The sequence below is a fragment of the Streptomyces sp. NPDC054786 genome, from assembly GCF_053611685.1.
Genome location: NZ_JBSHAW010000026.1, coordinates 1 through 13,604 on the forward strand (window position 1 = coordinate 1; position 13,604 = coordinate 13,604).

Genomic DNA, 13,604 nt, shown 5'->3' on the forward strand with positions numbered 1-13,604 from the left:
GGCCTCGGGGGCGGCGAAGACCACCGCGTAGGAGGGGGGTGGGCTCCCGTCGACCGCCCCCACCCCTCCTCGCTGCTTCCCCGGGCCGGTCAGCCCCCGGCCGCCGCCAGCAGCACCGCCGAGTAGTTCTTGCGGGCCGCCGTGTCGTACTGGAGCGCAATGTGACCGGCCGCCGAGGTGACGTCCCGCCACAGTCGCTGGAGCGGTGCGGACTCCCCCAGGCCACCGGTGCCCGCCGCACGGACCAGCAGGCCGACGGCGTCGGTGCACAGCTCCGCGGCGAAGGTGGCGTTGCGCTCGTTGCGGGCCATGTGCTCGGGCGTGAAGCGGCGCTCGTCGAGCACCTCGGCGTTCTCCTCGACGAGGTGGCGTGCGGCGTCGATCCGGCCGGAGGCCCGGACCAGCAGCAGCTCGTTCGACGGGTTGCGACGCCGGCCGGTCATGGTCGCCGCGCTCGACGCCAGCGCGCCGGCGGCGGCCCCGACGACCGGCGCGATGAAGGTCAGTCCGCCGACGGCCTGGAACGGCACGTTGTGAGCGGCCACATCGGAGTCGGCACTGCGGCCGGCCAGCATGTCGGCCCGGTCGAACGACAGATGACCGGGGACGGCGACCCCGTCCACCGACACCGTATGGCTGCCGGTGGCGCGCATCCCCACGTTGTCCCAGGTCCGCTCGACGGTGCAGACCGCGCGCGGCAGGGCGAAGAACCGCATCAGGGGCGGCCCGTCGCCGCCGTCCGGGCCGCCGGCCACCGTGGCGCACACCAGCACCCGGTCGGCGAAGTCGATGCCGCTGACGTAGGCCCAACGGCCGGAGAGCCGCCAGCCGTCGCCGTCGGGCACCGCACGCCCGCCGGGCATCAGCGCGGTGGCGATCACCGGGTCCGGGCTCGCTCCCCAGACCTCCTGATGGCCGCGGGCGGGCAGATGGCTGGTGAAACGGGCCGAGTAGGCGCTCAGCGAGGCACACCAGGCGGTCGCCGCGCAGGCCTCCCCGATCGTGAGGACCGCGCGGGTCAGCTCCGCGAACGTGCCCTCGGTGCCGCCCCGGGAGCGGGCCACGAAGTGCCGGGCGAAGCCCGCGCCGCGCAGGGCGTCGATGACGTCGGGGGAGAGCGTTCCGGTGCGGTCCGCCTCGGCCGCGTGCTCGGCCGCGAGGATGCGCACCTTCTCCGCGGCCGGGACGAGCCCGGTGTCCAGCTGTGTATCGGCAGGCATCCTCATGTCCTCCTGTGATGACGGGCCTCGCGGTGCGGTGACCGGTCGGGTGCGGGGGCGGGCCGGGGGGGGCGTCACCCTCCCGTCGAGCCGGAAGGGAGCTTGACGACACCGCCTAGAGGTCGGCTGCACCGGCCCTGGACCTCGGCCGGGGCGAAGGCAACACGGCGGCCGGGACCGGCGCGGACGGAACCGGCGAGGCCCCGGACCGCGCCGTTGGGGTCCGGGGCCTCGGAAGGCAGGGGCGTACGGGGTGCTGGCGTCCCTGCGCGGTGGCACGGCGCGCCCTGGGGTGGTGGACGCACCGCGCGCCACACGGCGGCGGGGCACCGCCGCGGGAGCGGGTGGGCGGACGGAAGAGGCGGGCCGGGGGAAGCCGGCGGCCGCTCGGTCCCGTCTGCCGGTGGCGGTCAGATGGCGCGGGCGAACCGCTCCAGCGTCTCCCCCGGGCTCGGCCCGTCCAGCGCCTTGAAGATGCCGAACGCGCCCTCACCGTGCCGGTGCAGCTTGACGTGAGCCAGCTCCACCTTCGTGGTGCGGTCGTCGACGGCCGTGAAGTCGACCTCGATCTCGCTCGCCCGCTCGTCGTCCGGGATCGACTGCCAGTGCCCGTCGATGCGCCAGGTCATCACGAGGCGGCGCGGCGGGTCCCACTCCAGGACCCGGCCCCAGGCGATCTCGTTGCCGTCCACGTCCCACTCGTAGTAGCGGCCGCCGACGCCGGGTTCGAAGGCGAGGCCGGCGCGTTCCTTCTTGACGAGGATGTGCGACGGCGGCCACCAGTCCGCGGGCCGCTCGGTGAACACCTTGAAGCAGTGCTCAAGTGTGGCCGCGACCGTCACCGACTTACGTACGTCCGGGATCGTCTGCGGCGGGGTCGGTGCCTGTGTCTGCTCGGGCACGGCTCCTCCTTCATGTCCTTCGTGGCTGGGCGCACCCGCACGCTGACCCGCTCGCCTCGACACCACGTCGAGTCCCGCTCGACCCACCGCCGTACGCCTGCCCGCCCGTGCTCTCCCCCGCCCGCGACCGTCCGCCGCGCTCCAGAGGCAGTCGAGACGCGCGCAAGGCCGCGCCGCCACCGTCGGCAGTCCGCGGCCACGACAACGGGAGAGCACCATGACTGACGCACCACGACGAGTCGCCTTCGTCACCGGCGCCACCAGCGGGATCGGCCTGGCCGTCACCGAGCTGCTGGCCCGTCAGGGCAGTGCCGTGTTCGGCGTGTCCCGCGGCGAGGAGAATGTGCACAGCACCGTCAAACGACTGCGCGCGGAGGGGCTGGAGGTCTCCGGGACCACCTGCGACGTCTCCTCGCCGGAGCAGATCCGCGCGGCGGTGCGGCAGGCCGTCGATACTTACGGACGCATCGACATCCTCGTCAACAACGCGGGCCGCAACGGCGGCGGCGAGACCGCGAAGATCGACGACGCGACCTGGCTCGATGTCATCGACATCAACCTCAACAGCGTCTTCCGGGTCACCCGCGAGGTGCTGACCACCGGGCGGATGCAGGACGGCGGCTGGGGCCGGATCATCAATATCGCGTCGACCGGAGGCAAACAGGGTGTGGTGCTGGCGGCGCCGTACTCCGCCTCGAAGCACGGCGTCGTCGGCTTCAGCAAGGCCGTCGGCCTGGAGCTCGCCAAGACCGGCATCACCGTCAACGCGGTCTGCCCCGGTTTCGTCGAGACGCCGATGGCACAGCGCGTACGCCAGGGCCACGCCGAGTACTTCGGCATCTCGGAACGGGACGTCCAGGACAAGTTCGAGGCCAAGATCCCGACCGGCCGCTATGTCACCCCCGAGGAAGTGGCCGGCCTGGTCGGCTATTTGACCACCGATGCCGCCGCCTCGGTCACCGCGCAGGCGCTCAACGTCTGCGGCGGACTCGGCAATTACTGATCCGGCACCCCGCCGCGGACGACAGAGACGGAGCCCCACCGATGACCGACCCCGGCACCACCCTCCTGGACCATCCCGACACCGCCACGTTCCGGGCGGCCATGGGAACGTTCCCCACCGGCGTCACCCTGCTGACCCAGGGCTGCGGCGACCGGACGATCGTGATGACGCTCAACAGCCTCGCCTCGGTCTCCCTCGACCCGCTGCTGATCCTGGTGTCCGTGAAGAAGGACGGACGGATGCGGCCGAGGATCCGGCGCGGCGGCGGCTACGCCGTCAACGTGCTCGGCGAGCAACACCACTGGCTCTCCACGGAGTTCGCCCGCCCGGACCGCCCCGAGGGACAGCGGGCGATGGCCCGTATCGGCGCCGTCGAGGGCACCACCGGCAACGCTGTCATCCCGTCCGCCGTGGCCGCCTTCGAATGCCGGCTGGACACCGAGTACGAAGCCGGCGACCACGTCCTGCTGATCGGCCGGGTGGTGGCCGTGCACCGCGCGCCCGACGAGGCCCGCCCGCTCGTCTTCCACCAGGGCCGCTACACCCGGCTGTCCGGCACCCAGGAGACCGCGTGAACGCCCCCGCGGCCGCCGGCACCGCCACGGCCCGCACCCCCCGGCCGGCGGCCGGCGCACCCACGCTGCGGGAGCTGGCCGACGGCGTCTTCGTCTACGAACAGCCCGACGGCGGCTGGTGCCTGAACAACGCCGGAGTGATCACAGGAGGCGGCCGGTGCGTCCTCGTCGACACGGTCGCGACCCGCGCCAGGGCCGAGCGACTGCGCGACGAGGTGACGCGCGTGGCGCCCGGCGGCCCGGACACCGTGGTCAACACCCACTTCCACGGCGATCATGTCTTCGGCAACTCCCTCTTCACCCCCCGCGCCACCGTCATCTCCCATGAGGGGACCCGCGGCGACATGGCCGAGTCGGGGCTCGGCCTGTGCCGGCTGTGGCCGGACGTCGACTGGGGCGAGATCACCCTCGCCCTCCCCGATCTGACGTTCACCGAGCGGCTGACCCTGCGCGTCGGCGAGCTGCACGTCGAGCTGCTCCATGTCGGCCCGGCCCACACCGCCCACGACGTGGTCGTCTGGGTGCCCGAACGCCGGGTGCTGTTCACCGGCGATGTGGTGTGGTCCCAGGTGACGCCCTACGTCCTGATGGGTTCGGTCGCCGGCTCCCTGCGTGCGCTGGAGCGGCTGCGCGCCCTGGGGCCGGAGACCGTCGTCCCCGGCCACGGCCCGGTGGCCGGGCCCGGGATACTGGACGCCACGGAGGACTATCTGCGCTGGCTGGCCCAGCTGGCCGAGGACGGTCTGCGCGCCGGCCGCACCCCGCTGGAGACCGCCCGCGCCGCCGATCTGGGCCGCTTCGCCGGTCTGGTGGACGCCGAGCGTCTGGTCGGGAATCTGCACCGCGCCTACGCCGAGGCAACGGGCCTCGCGCCCGGCGCCCGTATCGACGTCGCGGCCTCGTTCCAGGAGATGGTCACCTTCCTCGGCCGCCTCCCGGCCTGCCACGCCTGACGGCCGCTCCCCCGGGCGCGCGGCCGCCTGCGTGCACATGTGTGAGGGCGGTGGGAGATCTCCCACCGCCCTCACACATGTGCACCTCCCAAGTCCCCTCCGTGCCTGCCGTTGCCGACGCTCCTGCCGTACCGGGAGACGTGCCGTCAGACGGCGGCCGGGCTGTCGCGGTGGATCACCCGTGACTGCGTCAGCAGCTGCCCGTCCCGTCGCACCAGCACATCCTCGACCGTGAAGGTCGGTTCGAAGGTCACGACGCCCGCCCGGTCGGTCCGGGTGACCAGGGAGTAGTACGACACCCTCAGCTCCTCACCCGTCGGGTCGACGGGCTCGATCAGCAGGTGGTCGAACCAGTGCCGCACCGCGATGTCGCGGTAGCGGGGCAGGGCCGCGCGCATACCGGCGACCATGGCCTTCCGCCCCTTCGCCAACTCGCCGTTGGCGTGCAGCACTTCACCGTCCTCGGTGAATGTCTCGGCGAAGCCCTCGATGTCCAGGGCGTCCACGCGGCGCATCTGGCGCGCGTAGAAGGTCCGCACCTCGGCGTAGAGGTCCCCGGTGACCTGACGTTCCGTTGTCCGTACCACCTGCGACACGGCTGCTCCCTCCGCTGACCGCCGGCCGCCACGGACGGCGACCGGGCCACGGCCCACTCTTCCGCCCGGGGCTGCAGTACCTCTCCAGCGCCGCTGGAGCTCGGCGGCCGTCGACCGGCAGCTCCGCCCGGAACCCGGCACGCGGCACGCGGCGATCGGACGCGGGCAGGCTGCGGTCGGGACGAGAGGAGGCCGGCGGGTGGAGGCCGGGGAGAGGAGGCCGGGGAGCAGCGAAGGAAGCACGCCAGGCCGGGCGGACAGATGGCCCACCCGATACTGCATTCACTGGGCCATTGGTACCGTCACGAGTCCCCAGGAAGCTCGCCGCCCCGTGAGGAGGCCGTTGCACCATGGCCGTGGATGCCCTCGACGCCAAGATCCTCCGGCTGCTGCTGGAGCAGCCGCGCACCAGTGTGCGGGAGTACGCACGTCTCCTCGGCGTCGCCCGGGGAACCGTCCAGGCGCGTCTGGACCGCCTCGAACGGGACGGTGTGATCACCGCCTACAGTCCCCTGCTGTCCCCCGCCGCGCTCGGCCATCCCGTGCTCGCCTTCGTTCACATCGAGGTCACCCAGGGCCATCTGGAGGAGGTGGCCGACGCGCTGGCGGAGGTCCCGCAGATCATCGAGGCGTTCTCGACGACCGGTGGCGGGGATCTGCTGACCCGGGTGGTGGCACGGGACGCGGCGCATCTGGAGGATGTGATCCAGCGGCTGATCAGCCTGCCCGGCGTGGTCCGTACCCGTACGGAGGTGGCGCTGCGCGAGCGGGTGCCGCATCGCATGCTGCCGCTGGTCGAGGAGGTCGGCACCGCCGGGTCGCGATGAGCCGGCCGCTTGGCATGCTGGTGGGTATGAGCACCTCCCCCGCATCCCGGGTCACGCCCGCCCCACCCGCTCCGGTGATCTTCGATCTCGACGGCACGCTGGTGGACAGTGAGCCCAACTACTACGAGGCGGGGCGCCGGCTGCTGGCCGGGTACGGTGTGCCGGACTTCAGCTGGGAGCACCACACCCGCTTCATCGGCATCGGCACCCGCGAGACCCTGGAGATTCTCAGCCAGGAGTTCGGCATCGCCGCGCCGCTCGACGAGCTGCTGGCGGGCAAGAACCGTACCTACCTGGAGCTGGCACGGGCGCACACCGAGGTCTTCCCCGAGATGCGCGCGTTCGTGGAGCGCCTGTCGGCGGCCGGGCACCCGATGGCCGTGGCATCCGGTTCGTCGCGGGCCGCGATCGAGGCGGTGCTGGCCGGTACCGGGCTCGATGCGCTGCTGACCACGGTCGTGTCCGCCGAGGAGGTGGCGCACGGCAAGCCCGAGCCGGATGTGTTCCTGGAGGCGGCGCGCCGGCTGGGTGTCGATCCTGCCCGCTGTGTGGTGCTGGAGGACGCGGCGCCCGGCGCGCTCGCGGCACACCGGGCGGGAATGCGGTGCATCGCCGTCCCGTATGTGCCCGCCACCGCCGACGACCCGGCCTTCGCGAGCGCCGGGCTGCTGTTCAAGGGCGGTCAGGGGGAATTCACGGCGCGGGCCGCATACGACTGGCTCGGGCAGCCGGTCCGGTCTTCCCCCTGACCGGGGAGGGTCACTCCAGGTCGAGGGACTTGCATTCGGCGGCGAGATCGCCGGCGCAGAGCAGGTCGGTCCGGACGGTGCCGTCGCGGACGACGGTGTCCTTCATATTCTTCCTGGTGACGATCTGCGCCTTGAACAGCTGGGCGGGGACAGCGGACTTGCTGTTGCTGTGTGCGGTGTCCGACGTCAGGGACTTGATGCTCTTGCCCCGCAGCAGACGGAAGGCGATTTCGGCGGCGGTTTCGGCCTCCGGCCTGACTTCCTTGTAAATGGTGAAGGACTGGGTACCGGCTATCAGCCGCTGCAGCGCGGGGAGTTCGGCGTCCTGGCCACCGACCGGCACATTCTTGACACCGGCCGACTTGAGCGCCGCGGCGATACCGCCCGCCATACCGTCATTGGCCGAGTAGACCGCGTCAAAACCCGCGGCACCGTGGGCGTTGATGAAGTCGGTCATCTCCTTCTTGGCCGTCGCGGCGGACCAGTCGGGGATGTCCTTCTCATAGACGATCTTACGGACCTTGCCGTCGAGGACGTCATGGGCGCCCTTCTTGTAGGACGGCGCATTCGGGTCGGTCGGCGAGCCGTTCATCATGACGACGTCGGAAGCGGCGGCCTGGGAACCGAGAGCGGCGAGAAGCCCCTGCCCCTGGAGCCGGCCGATCTTCTCGTTGTCATAGGAGACATAGGCCGCGACATCGCCCTCGGCGAGCCGGTCGTACGCAATGACCTTGACGCCCTTCTTGGCAGCCGAGTCCACCCAGTTCTTGGCCGCCGCGGCGTCGACCGGGTCCAGGATGATGACCTTGACGCCCTTCTTCACCAGGGCGTCGAACTGTCTCTTCTGGTCGTCGACCTTCTGCTCGGCATTGTGGTAGTCGAGCTTGCATTCGAGGCAGAGGGACGCAACGCGCGAGGAAATGATGCGGCGGTCGAACTTCTCGTACCGGGCGGCCTTGCTCTCCGGAAGGAGCAGCCCAATGGAGTCCTTGCCGGCACCGGCGTCCTGGTGATCACTTCCACAGGCCGCCAAGGGCGCTGCGAGCGAGAGCGCCATTGCGCCGGTGAGCGCGCGCCGCATTATTGCATTCATTCCCGGTACCTCCAAAGGGGCCGCCTGACCGGCCCAGAACGGGTGAATTGAACGTCATCTCCGGCCCTACCGTCAAGAATCGAAGCAATAACGATGTGGGAGTGAGCCGTGAGTTGACTCTCTGAACCCCCGCCGCTCGGCAGGTGTTCCGGCCGGACCCGAAACGGTCAATTCATTCCGGAACACTCCGTAACGCTCCGGTTCTCACCCCTGCCACTTCGGCGGCGGGAAGCGGGCGGACACCGGGCTCCGCGCCGCCGACTGTCCATCAACCAGGGCATATCCCAGTGGAGTTGGCCACCGTATCGGGCGTCGGCCGCACCCGCGGGCACCTGCTCGGCCTTTCACCGCGCCTGCCGGATCGCGGGAAGCGCGAGAAATAGATGCCGGGCACAGCCTTCGGGGATGACCAGGGAGCCGGGCCGGGAATTGGTCAAGACCACTCAGAACGGGGCCGACGGCGTCGCGGCGGCGACGGCGCCGGCCGCTTTTCCCGGCACCGCAACCAAATACGGCGGCAGAAATGGGGAATCCCTGGGAATGTCTTTAGCTTAATTTTTTGAGCCCGAGTCCTCACCATGAGAACCCGGGCCATGACGATCTCTGACCCGCTTCGCTCACTGCGCGCGGCCCGGCCGGCACGTCCGGCGCAGCCGCACCGGGTCAGCCCACCCAGCCGCCCGTGAGGCCGAGCACCGCCGAGCCGTCCAGGTCGGTGAGCTTGGTGCCGGTGAAGCCGCGTGCCCAGTCCGACGTCTGGATACGGAACGCGGGCCGGTCCGCGGTGAGCGCCTCCAGCACGGCCTCAGCGGCCTCGGCCGGGGTCTGCGCGCTGCCGAGGAACTGGGCGACGGTGCGGTCCAGGTACGCCTGCAGCGCGTCCGCGTAAGGACCCGCCGCGGCGACCTCGCCCGCCAGGTCCACCCCGATGTTGTTGACGAATTCGGTCGCCACGGCGCCGGGCTCGACGACGAAGACCGTCACGCCGAGCTCCGCCGCCACCGGCGCCAGGCTCTCCATGTAACCCTCGACGGCGAACTTGGCCGCGCAGTAGGCCTCGTTGAAGGGCTGACCGACGACCCCGCCGACGCTGGTGACGGTGATCAGACGGCCGCCGGAGGCGCGCAGATGCGGCAGCGCCGCCTTCGAGACCTGAAGCACACCGAAGAAATTGACCTCCATCACCGTGCGCACCTCGGCAACGGTCTCGTTCTCCAGCGTGCCGAGGTGCCCGGCACCCGCATTGTTGATCACGGCGTCGAGACGGCCGTAATCAGCGATCACTCCGTCGACCGCCGCGGCGACAGAGCCCTCGTCGACGACATCGAGCTGTCGGACATCGAGCTCCACCCCCGCCTCCCCGGCCGCCTTGCCCAGGGCGTCGGCGCGGCCGGTGTCGCGCAGCGTGGCCACGACCTGCCAGCCCGCCTGCGCCGCGGCGACGGCGGCAGCCAGGCCGATGCCGGAGGACGTGCCGGTGATCAGAACAACCTTGGAAGACATGGCAAACCTTTCGGCCCCGTGCGACGGAGCAATTTACGTGCGTGTACACACACCATAGACATTGTGTGTACGCACACGCAACCGGTAGCCTTGCGGTATGGCAAAAAGGAAGCTCACCCAGGCCGAGATGCCCGTGGCCGACCACGCTTTCTACGGGCTGGTCTGGGCCGGAACCGTCCTCACCGAACGCGTGGACCGCGCCCTGAGCAAGGCCCACGATCTACCGGTCTCCTGGTTCGAGGTGATGCTCTGGCTCGCCTCCAGCCCGGACCCGGTCCCGGCCTCCGTGCTCGGCAACAGCACCATGCTCAGCCGCAGCCAGGTCTCCCGTGTCGTGGACGCCCTCCAGAGCCGCGGGCTGGTCACCCGCACCCCGTCCGCACGTGACGCACGCTCCGTCGAGGTGTCCCTCACCCCGGAAGGCCGCCGGCTCTTCGAGGAGGCCGATGCCACCCGCCGCTCATGTCTGGCCCCGGTGTTCACCGATCTCCTCGACCAGGAGGACCTCGAAGCGCTGAGCACGGTGTGGCAGAAACTCAAGGCCAACAAGGACGGCTGACGACGGCCCGGGACTGCCTCACGGATCAAGGCGGGCCGGGCGGAGCCGCCGGCGCCTCAGTGCGCGATCGTACGGGCGATGTCCAGGGTGAGTCGCTGCCAGGGGTCGCGCGGGTCACGCGTGGTGAGCTCGCCGATGCGGCGCAGCCGGTAGCGCAGTGACTGGGGGTGGAGGCCGAGTCTCCGGGCGGCGGCGGTCGCGGAGCCCGTGTCCAGGTAGGTGGTGAGCGCTTCCATGAGGTGCCGGCGGCCGGGCTGGACGAGCGGGCCGAGGATCAGTCGGCTGATCTGTTCGGGAGTGGTGGCGGGTCGTCCGCCGAGGAGCGCCAGCACCTGGGCGTCGCCGTCCGTCAGGACCCGCGCGGGGTGGTGGGCGTGCGCGGGTGCCGTCTCCAGGGCGTCGGCCGCCAGACGGTAGGCGACGGCGATCCGGTCCGGGCTCTCCCCCGAGATGGCACAGCCGCGCAGGCCCCGCTCGCCCAGGGCCCGGGGCACGGCCCCACCGGCCGCGGCGGGCAGCAGCAGGACGACGCGTGAGCCCCGGACCGTCGCCAGCGGGGTGTCGCCACCGTGGCCGTCGAGCGAGGCAAGGAGCCCGAGGGCCGCCTCCTGCGTCACGCCGGCGCCGTCCGCGTCGGCGGGCTCCGCCACCAAGAGGCAGTAGGGGTCCGGGAGTTGTCTGCCCAACCGGGCGGCCCGGTCGGTCAGCGCGCCGATGGAGGCGTGCCGTCCCGCGATCAGGTCGTCGAGGAGCAGCCGCAGCGCCCGGTCGCGGTCCGCGGTGAGATCTTCGCTGGTGGCGGTGTAGGCCGTGGCCATCTCTTCGGAAAGGGTGTCGAGGGTGGTCAGCGCCATCCGCGCGAGCGCGAAGGCGTCCGGTGCGCCGGGCGGGGGTGTGGCGGCCGCGACCTTGTCGGTCATCACCGTCGCCGCGACCCGGTAGGCCCGCAGGACCGCCTGCATCGGGCGACCGTCCGCGGCCCGCGCCGCCGCGATACCGCGGAACCTGCGGACGTCGGCCGGGGTGAGTGCGCTGTCGGTGGCCCAGAGATGCAGCAACCGGTCCAGCGCCCAGGCGGCGATGGCCCGCACCTCGTGGAGGCGGCCGTCATCGAGGGCGGCATAGGCCGGGACCTGCTCGCGCACGGCGGCGACGATCGTCGCGACCACCCTGGGGTCGGCGAGCAGCTGCTGCCGGACACGCTCCCGTTCCTTCATCACAGGGTGATGATTCCACCCGCGTGTTGTGCGCATCGCGGTGGACGGGTGTTGTCACTGTCGCCAGGATCTCGGTGAGCACGCAGTCTCAGCGACGAGAGGCGGGACGTACGGATGGCGAAGCACTGGGCGGACTTCCAGTACGAGATCTATCTCCACGGCATGACCGGCGCCGTACCGCGGCTGCCGACCGATCTGACGCGGCTGGAGGAGCTCGCCGAGCGGCGCCTCGGCCCCGGCCCGGTCGGCTATGTGGCGGGCAGCGCGGGCACCGGCAGCACCGCCGACGCCAACCGGGCGGCACTGCACCGCCGGCGGATCGTCCCGCGGATGATGCGCGAGGTGCACGAACGCGATCTGTCCGTGGAGGTGCTGGGGCGGGCGCTGCCCGCGCCGCTCGCGCTGGCGCCGGTGGGCGTGCTGTCGATCATGCATCCGGAGGCCGAGCCCGGCGCCGCACGAGCCGCCGCGGCCCAGGGCGTTCCGTACATCCTGTCCTCCGCCTCCAGCACCCCCATGGAGGAGGTCGCCGAGGCGATGGGCGACGGGGAGCGGTGGTTCCAGCTGTACTGGGCGAAGGACCGCGAGGTCACCAGGAGCTTTCTGAACCGGGCGAAGGCGGCCGGATACACCGCACTGTTCGTCACCCTCGACACCCCGCTCCTCGCCTGGCGGCCGCGCGATCTCGACCAGGCGTATCTGCCGTTCCTGCACGGCGTCGGCACCGCCAACTACTTCACCGATCCCGCGTTCCGTGCCGGGCTCGCCAAGCCGGTGCAGGAGGACCCGAACGCGGCCGTCATGCACTTCCTGGGGATGTTCGCCGACCCCGCCAAGACCTGGCCGGACCTGGCGTTCCTGCGCGAGAACTGGGACGGCCCGATCGTGCTCAAGGGCATCCTGCACCCGGAGGACGCCCTGCGCGCCGCCGAGGCCGGCATGGACGGGGTGGTCGTCTCCAACCACGGCGGCCGCCAGGTGGCGGGGTCCGTCGCCGCCGCCGATGCGCTGCCCCGCGTCGTCGAGGCGGCGGCCGACCGGCTCACCGTGCTCTTCGACAGCGGCATCCGCACCGGCGACGACATCTTCAAGGCGCTGGCCCTGGGCGCGAAGTCGGTGCTGGTGGGGCGCCCGTACGCCTATGGGCTCGGCCTCGACGGCCAGGCGGGCGTCGAGCATGTCATCCGCTGTCTGCTCGCCGAGCTCGACCTGACCCTCGCGCTGTCCGGGCACTCCCGCCCGGCCACGCTGACCGCCGACGACCTCATCAAGGAATCCGCATGACCACCTCGCCGGACCCCTCCCCCACCACGGAGCCGCACACCGTGCGGAACGTCCTCGCCGTCGTCTCGCCGCATGTCGGAGGCCGCGCCGCCGGAGCCGGGCTGGCCGGCCTCTTCCCCGGGCAGACCCGGGTCACCGTCGTCGAGACGACCGACGAGGACCCGGCGGCGCTGCGCGAGGCCCATCTCCTCATCACCGGCCTGGCCCCGGTCACGGCCGGACATCTCGCCGCCGCACCGGATCTGGAGCTCGTCCAGTGCGCCAGTCACGGCTTCGACTACGTGGACCTGGAAGCGGCGCGTGAAAGGGGCATCCCGGTCTGCAACATCGGCTCCAGCGGCGCGGAGAAGCAGAACGTCGCCGAGCAGACCTTCGCCCTGATGCTCGCCCTGGCCAAGCAGCTGGTCCCGGCCCACACGGCGCTCGTCGAGGCCGACTGGGCGCTGCCGCGCCTGCAGCGGTCCATCACCGAGCTGTCCGGCAAGACGCTCGGCATCGTCGGTCTCGGACACATCGGCGAGGAAGTCGCCCGCCGGGCCGCCGCGTTCGACATGGACATCGTCTACGCCGGGCCGAAGCCGGTCGCCCCGGAGACCGCGGCCCGCCTCGGTGGCGCCCGCCATCTGAGCCTCGACGAACTGCTGCGCACCTCCGACTACATCACCCTGCACGCCCCGCTCACCGACCGCACCCGCCACCTCCTCGACGCGGAGCGCCTGGCCCTCCTCAAACCCACCGCTTTCCTGATCAACACCGCCCGCGGCGCCCTCATCGACCAGGACGCCCTCGCGGACGCCCTGGCCGCCGGCACCCTCGCCGGGGCCGGTATCGATGTCTTCGACCCCGAACCGCCCACGGCGGCCCTGCGTCTGCTCAAGGCCCCGAACGTGGTGCTCTCCCCGCACGTCGCGGGAGTCACCCGCGAGACGCTGGTCCGTATCGCCCTCGCCGCGGTCCAGAACGTCATCGAGCACCTGGAGGGCAAGCCGCTGCGGGACGTCGTCTCGTAACGGCACGCGCCACGGCCGCCCACCGCCGGGGGGTCCCCCCCCACCCGCCGAAACCCCGCGCGGGCGGGGGCCGCCCGGTTGGCAATGCCCATCCGGTGCGACCCCCGCCCCCC

General features: G+C 71.6%; 14 protein-coding genes. 8 read left to right on the top strand and 6 right to left on the bottom strand.

The window, feature by feature from the left end; genetic code table 11:
* Positions 1–89 precede the first annotated feature (89 nt).
* Together ACWGI6_RS22165 and ACWGI6_RS22170 are read right to left on the bottom strand one after the other, a co-directional pair.
* Positions 90–1,220 carry a hydrolase gene (locus ACWGI6_RS22165; RefSeq protein ID WP_453269118.1) on the bottom strand — a complete coding sequence of 377 codons (1,131 nt, stop codon included), beginning with the start codon at positions 1,218–1,220 and terminating at the stop codon, positions 90–92.
* Between the two features lie 410 nt (positions 1,221–1,630).
* The gene (locus tag ACWGI6_RS22170) at positions 1,631–2,122 is read right to left on the bottom strand and encodes an SRPBCC family protein (protein WP_393905253.1); all 492 of its coding nucleotides are present in this window, start codon (positions 2,120–2,122) and stop codon (positions 1,631–1,633) included.
* A gap of 217 nt (positions 2,123–2,339) precedes the next feature.
* Between ACWGI6_RS22170 and ACWGI6_RS22175 the strand changes: the two genes are divergently transcribed.
* From ACWGI6_RS22175 to ACWGI6_RS22185, 3 genes are read left to right on the top strand one after another with little or no spacing between them, the layout of a single operon-like run.
* Positions 2,340–3,125: an SDR family NAD(P)-dependent oxidoreductase gene (locus tag ACWGI6_RS22175; RefSeq protein WP_453269119.1), complete on the top strand. Its 786-nt coding sequence runs from the start codon at positions 2,340–2,342 to the stop codon at positions 3,123–3,125.
* 41 nt (positions 3,126–3,166) lie between these two features.
* Positions 3,167–3,700, top strand: coding sequence for a flavin reductase family protein (locus ACWGI6_RS22180; RefSeq protein WP_453269120.1), 534 nt, complete (start codon positions 3,167–3,169; stop codon positions 3,698–3,700).
* Complete coding sequence (locus tag ACWGI6_RS22185) at positions 3,697–4,653, top strand: MBL fold metallo-hydrolase (protein WP_453269121.1); 957 nt, start codon at positions 3,697–3,699, stop codon at positions 4,651–4,653. The genes ACWGI6_RS22180 and ACWGI6_RS22185 overlap by 4 nt, the downstream gene beginning before the upstream one ends.
* A gap of 146 nt (positions 4,654–4,799) precedes the next feature.
* Here ACWGI6_RS22185 and ACWGI6_RS22190 read toward each other — a convergent pair whose 3' ends face one another.
* On the bottom strand, positions 4,800–5,249 hold the full coding sequence (locus ACWGI6_RS22190; protein ID WP_453269122.1) for a nuclear transport factor 2 family protein: 450 nt from the start codon (positions 5,247–5,249) through the stop codon (positions 4,800–4,802).
* 350 nt (positions 5,250–5,599) lie between these two features.
* Between ACWGI6_RS22190 and ACWGI6_RS22195 the strand changes: the two genes are divergently transcribed.
* Together ACWGI6_RS22195 and ACWGI6_RS22200 are read left to right on the top strand one after the other, a co-directional pair.
* The gene (locus ACWGI6_RS22195) at positions 5,600–6,076 is read left to right on the top strand and encodes an Lrp/AsnC family transcriptional regulator (RefSeq protein ID WP_393905258.1); all 477 of its coding nucleotides are present in this window, start codon (positions 5,600–5,602) and stop codon (positions 6,074–6,076) included.
* A gap of 26 nt (positions 6,077–6,102) precedes the next feature.
* Positions 6,103–6,825 (top strand): HAD family hydrolase, encoded by a 723-nt coding sequence (locus ACWGI6_RS22200; protein WP_453269123.1) that lies wholly within the window; start codon positions 6,103–6,105, stop codon positions 6,823–6,825.
* A 10-nt stretch (positions 6,826–6,835) separates the two neighbouring features.
* Here ACWGI6_RS22200 and ACWGI6_RS22205 read toward each other — a convergent pair whose 3' ends face one another.
* Both ACWGI6_RS22205 and ACWGI6_RS22210 read right to left on the bottom strand, forming a co-directional pair.
* A complete protein-coding gene (locus ACWGI6_RS22205; protein ID WP_453269124.1) occupies positions 6,836–7,918 on the bottom strand; it encodes a sugar ABC transporter substrate-binding protein in 1,083 nt (360 codons plus the stop codon).
* Positions 7,919–8,581: 663 nt separating this feature from the next.
* Complete coding sequence (locus tag ACWGI6_RS22210) at positions 8,582–9,421, bottom strand: SDR family NAD(P)-dependent oxidoreductase (RefSeq protein ID WP_453269125.1); 840 nt, start codon at positions 9,419–9,421, stop codon at positions 8,582–8,584.
* Positions 9,422–9,518: 97 nt separating this feature from the next.
* On the opposite strand from ACWGI6_RS22210, the gene ACWGI6_RS22215 reads away from it, so the two are divergent.
* Positions 9,519–9,980, top strand: a complete 462-nt coding sequence (locus ACWGI6_RS22215; protein ID WP_453269126.1) for a MarR family winged helix-turn-helix transcriptional regulator — start codon at positions 9,519–9,521, stop codon at positions 9,978–9,980.
* A 56-nt stretch (positions 9,981–10,036) separates the two neighbouring features.
* Here the strand turns inward: ACWGI6_RS22215 and ACWGI6_RS22220 are convergent, their stop codons facing one another.
* Positions 10,037–11,197, bottom strand: coding sequence for a PucR family transcriptional regulator (locus tag ACWGI6_RS22220; RefSeq protein WP_453269222.1), 1,161 nt, complete (start codon positions 11,195–11,197; stop codon positions 10,037–10,039).
* Between the two features lie 114 nt (positions 11,198–11,311).
* Here ACWGI6_RS22220 and ACWGI6_RS22225 point away from each other — a divergent pair, with 114 nt between their 5' ends.
* Together ACWGI6_RS22225 and ACWGI6_RS22230 are read left to right on the top strand one after the other, a co-directional pair.
* On the top strand, positions 11,312–12,481 hold the full coding sequence (locus tag ACWGI6_RS22225) for a lactate 2-monooxygenase (protein WP_453269127.1): 1,170 nt from the start codon (positions 11,312–11,314) through the stop codon (positions 12,479–12,481).
* Complete coding sequence (locus ACWGI6_RS22230; protein WP_453269128.1) at positions 12,478–13,491, top strand: 2-hydroxyacid dehydrogenase; 1,014 nt, start codon at positions 12,478–12,480, stop codon at positions 13,489–13,491. The genes ACWGI6_RS22225 and ACWGI6_RS22230 overlap by 4 nt, the downstream gene beginning before the upstream one ends.
* The last annotated feature ends 113 nt before the right edge of the window (positions 13,492–13,604 follow it).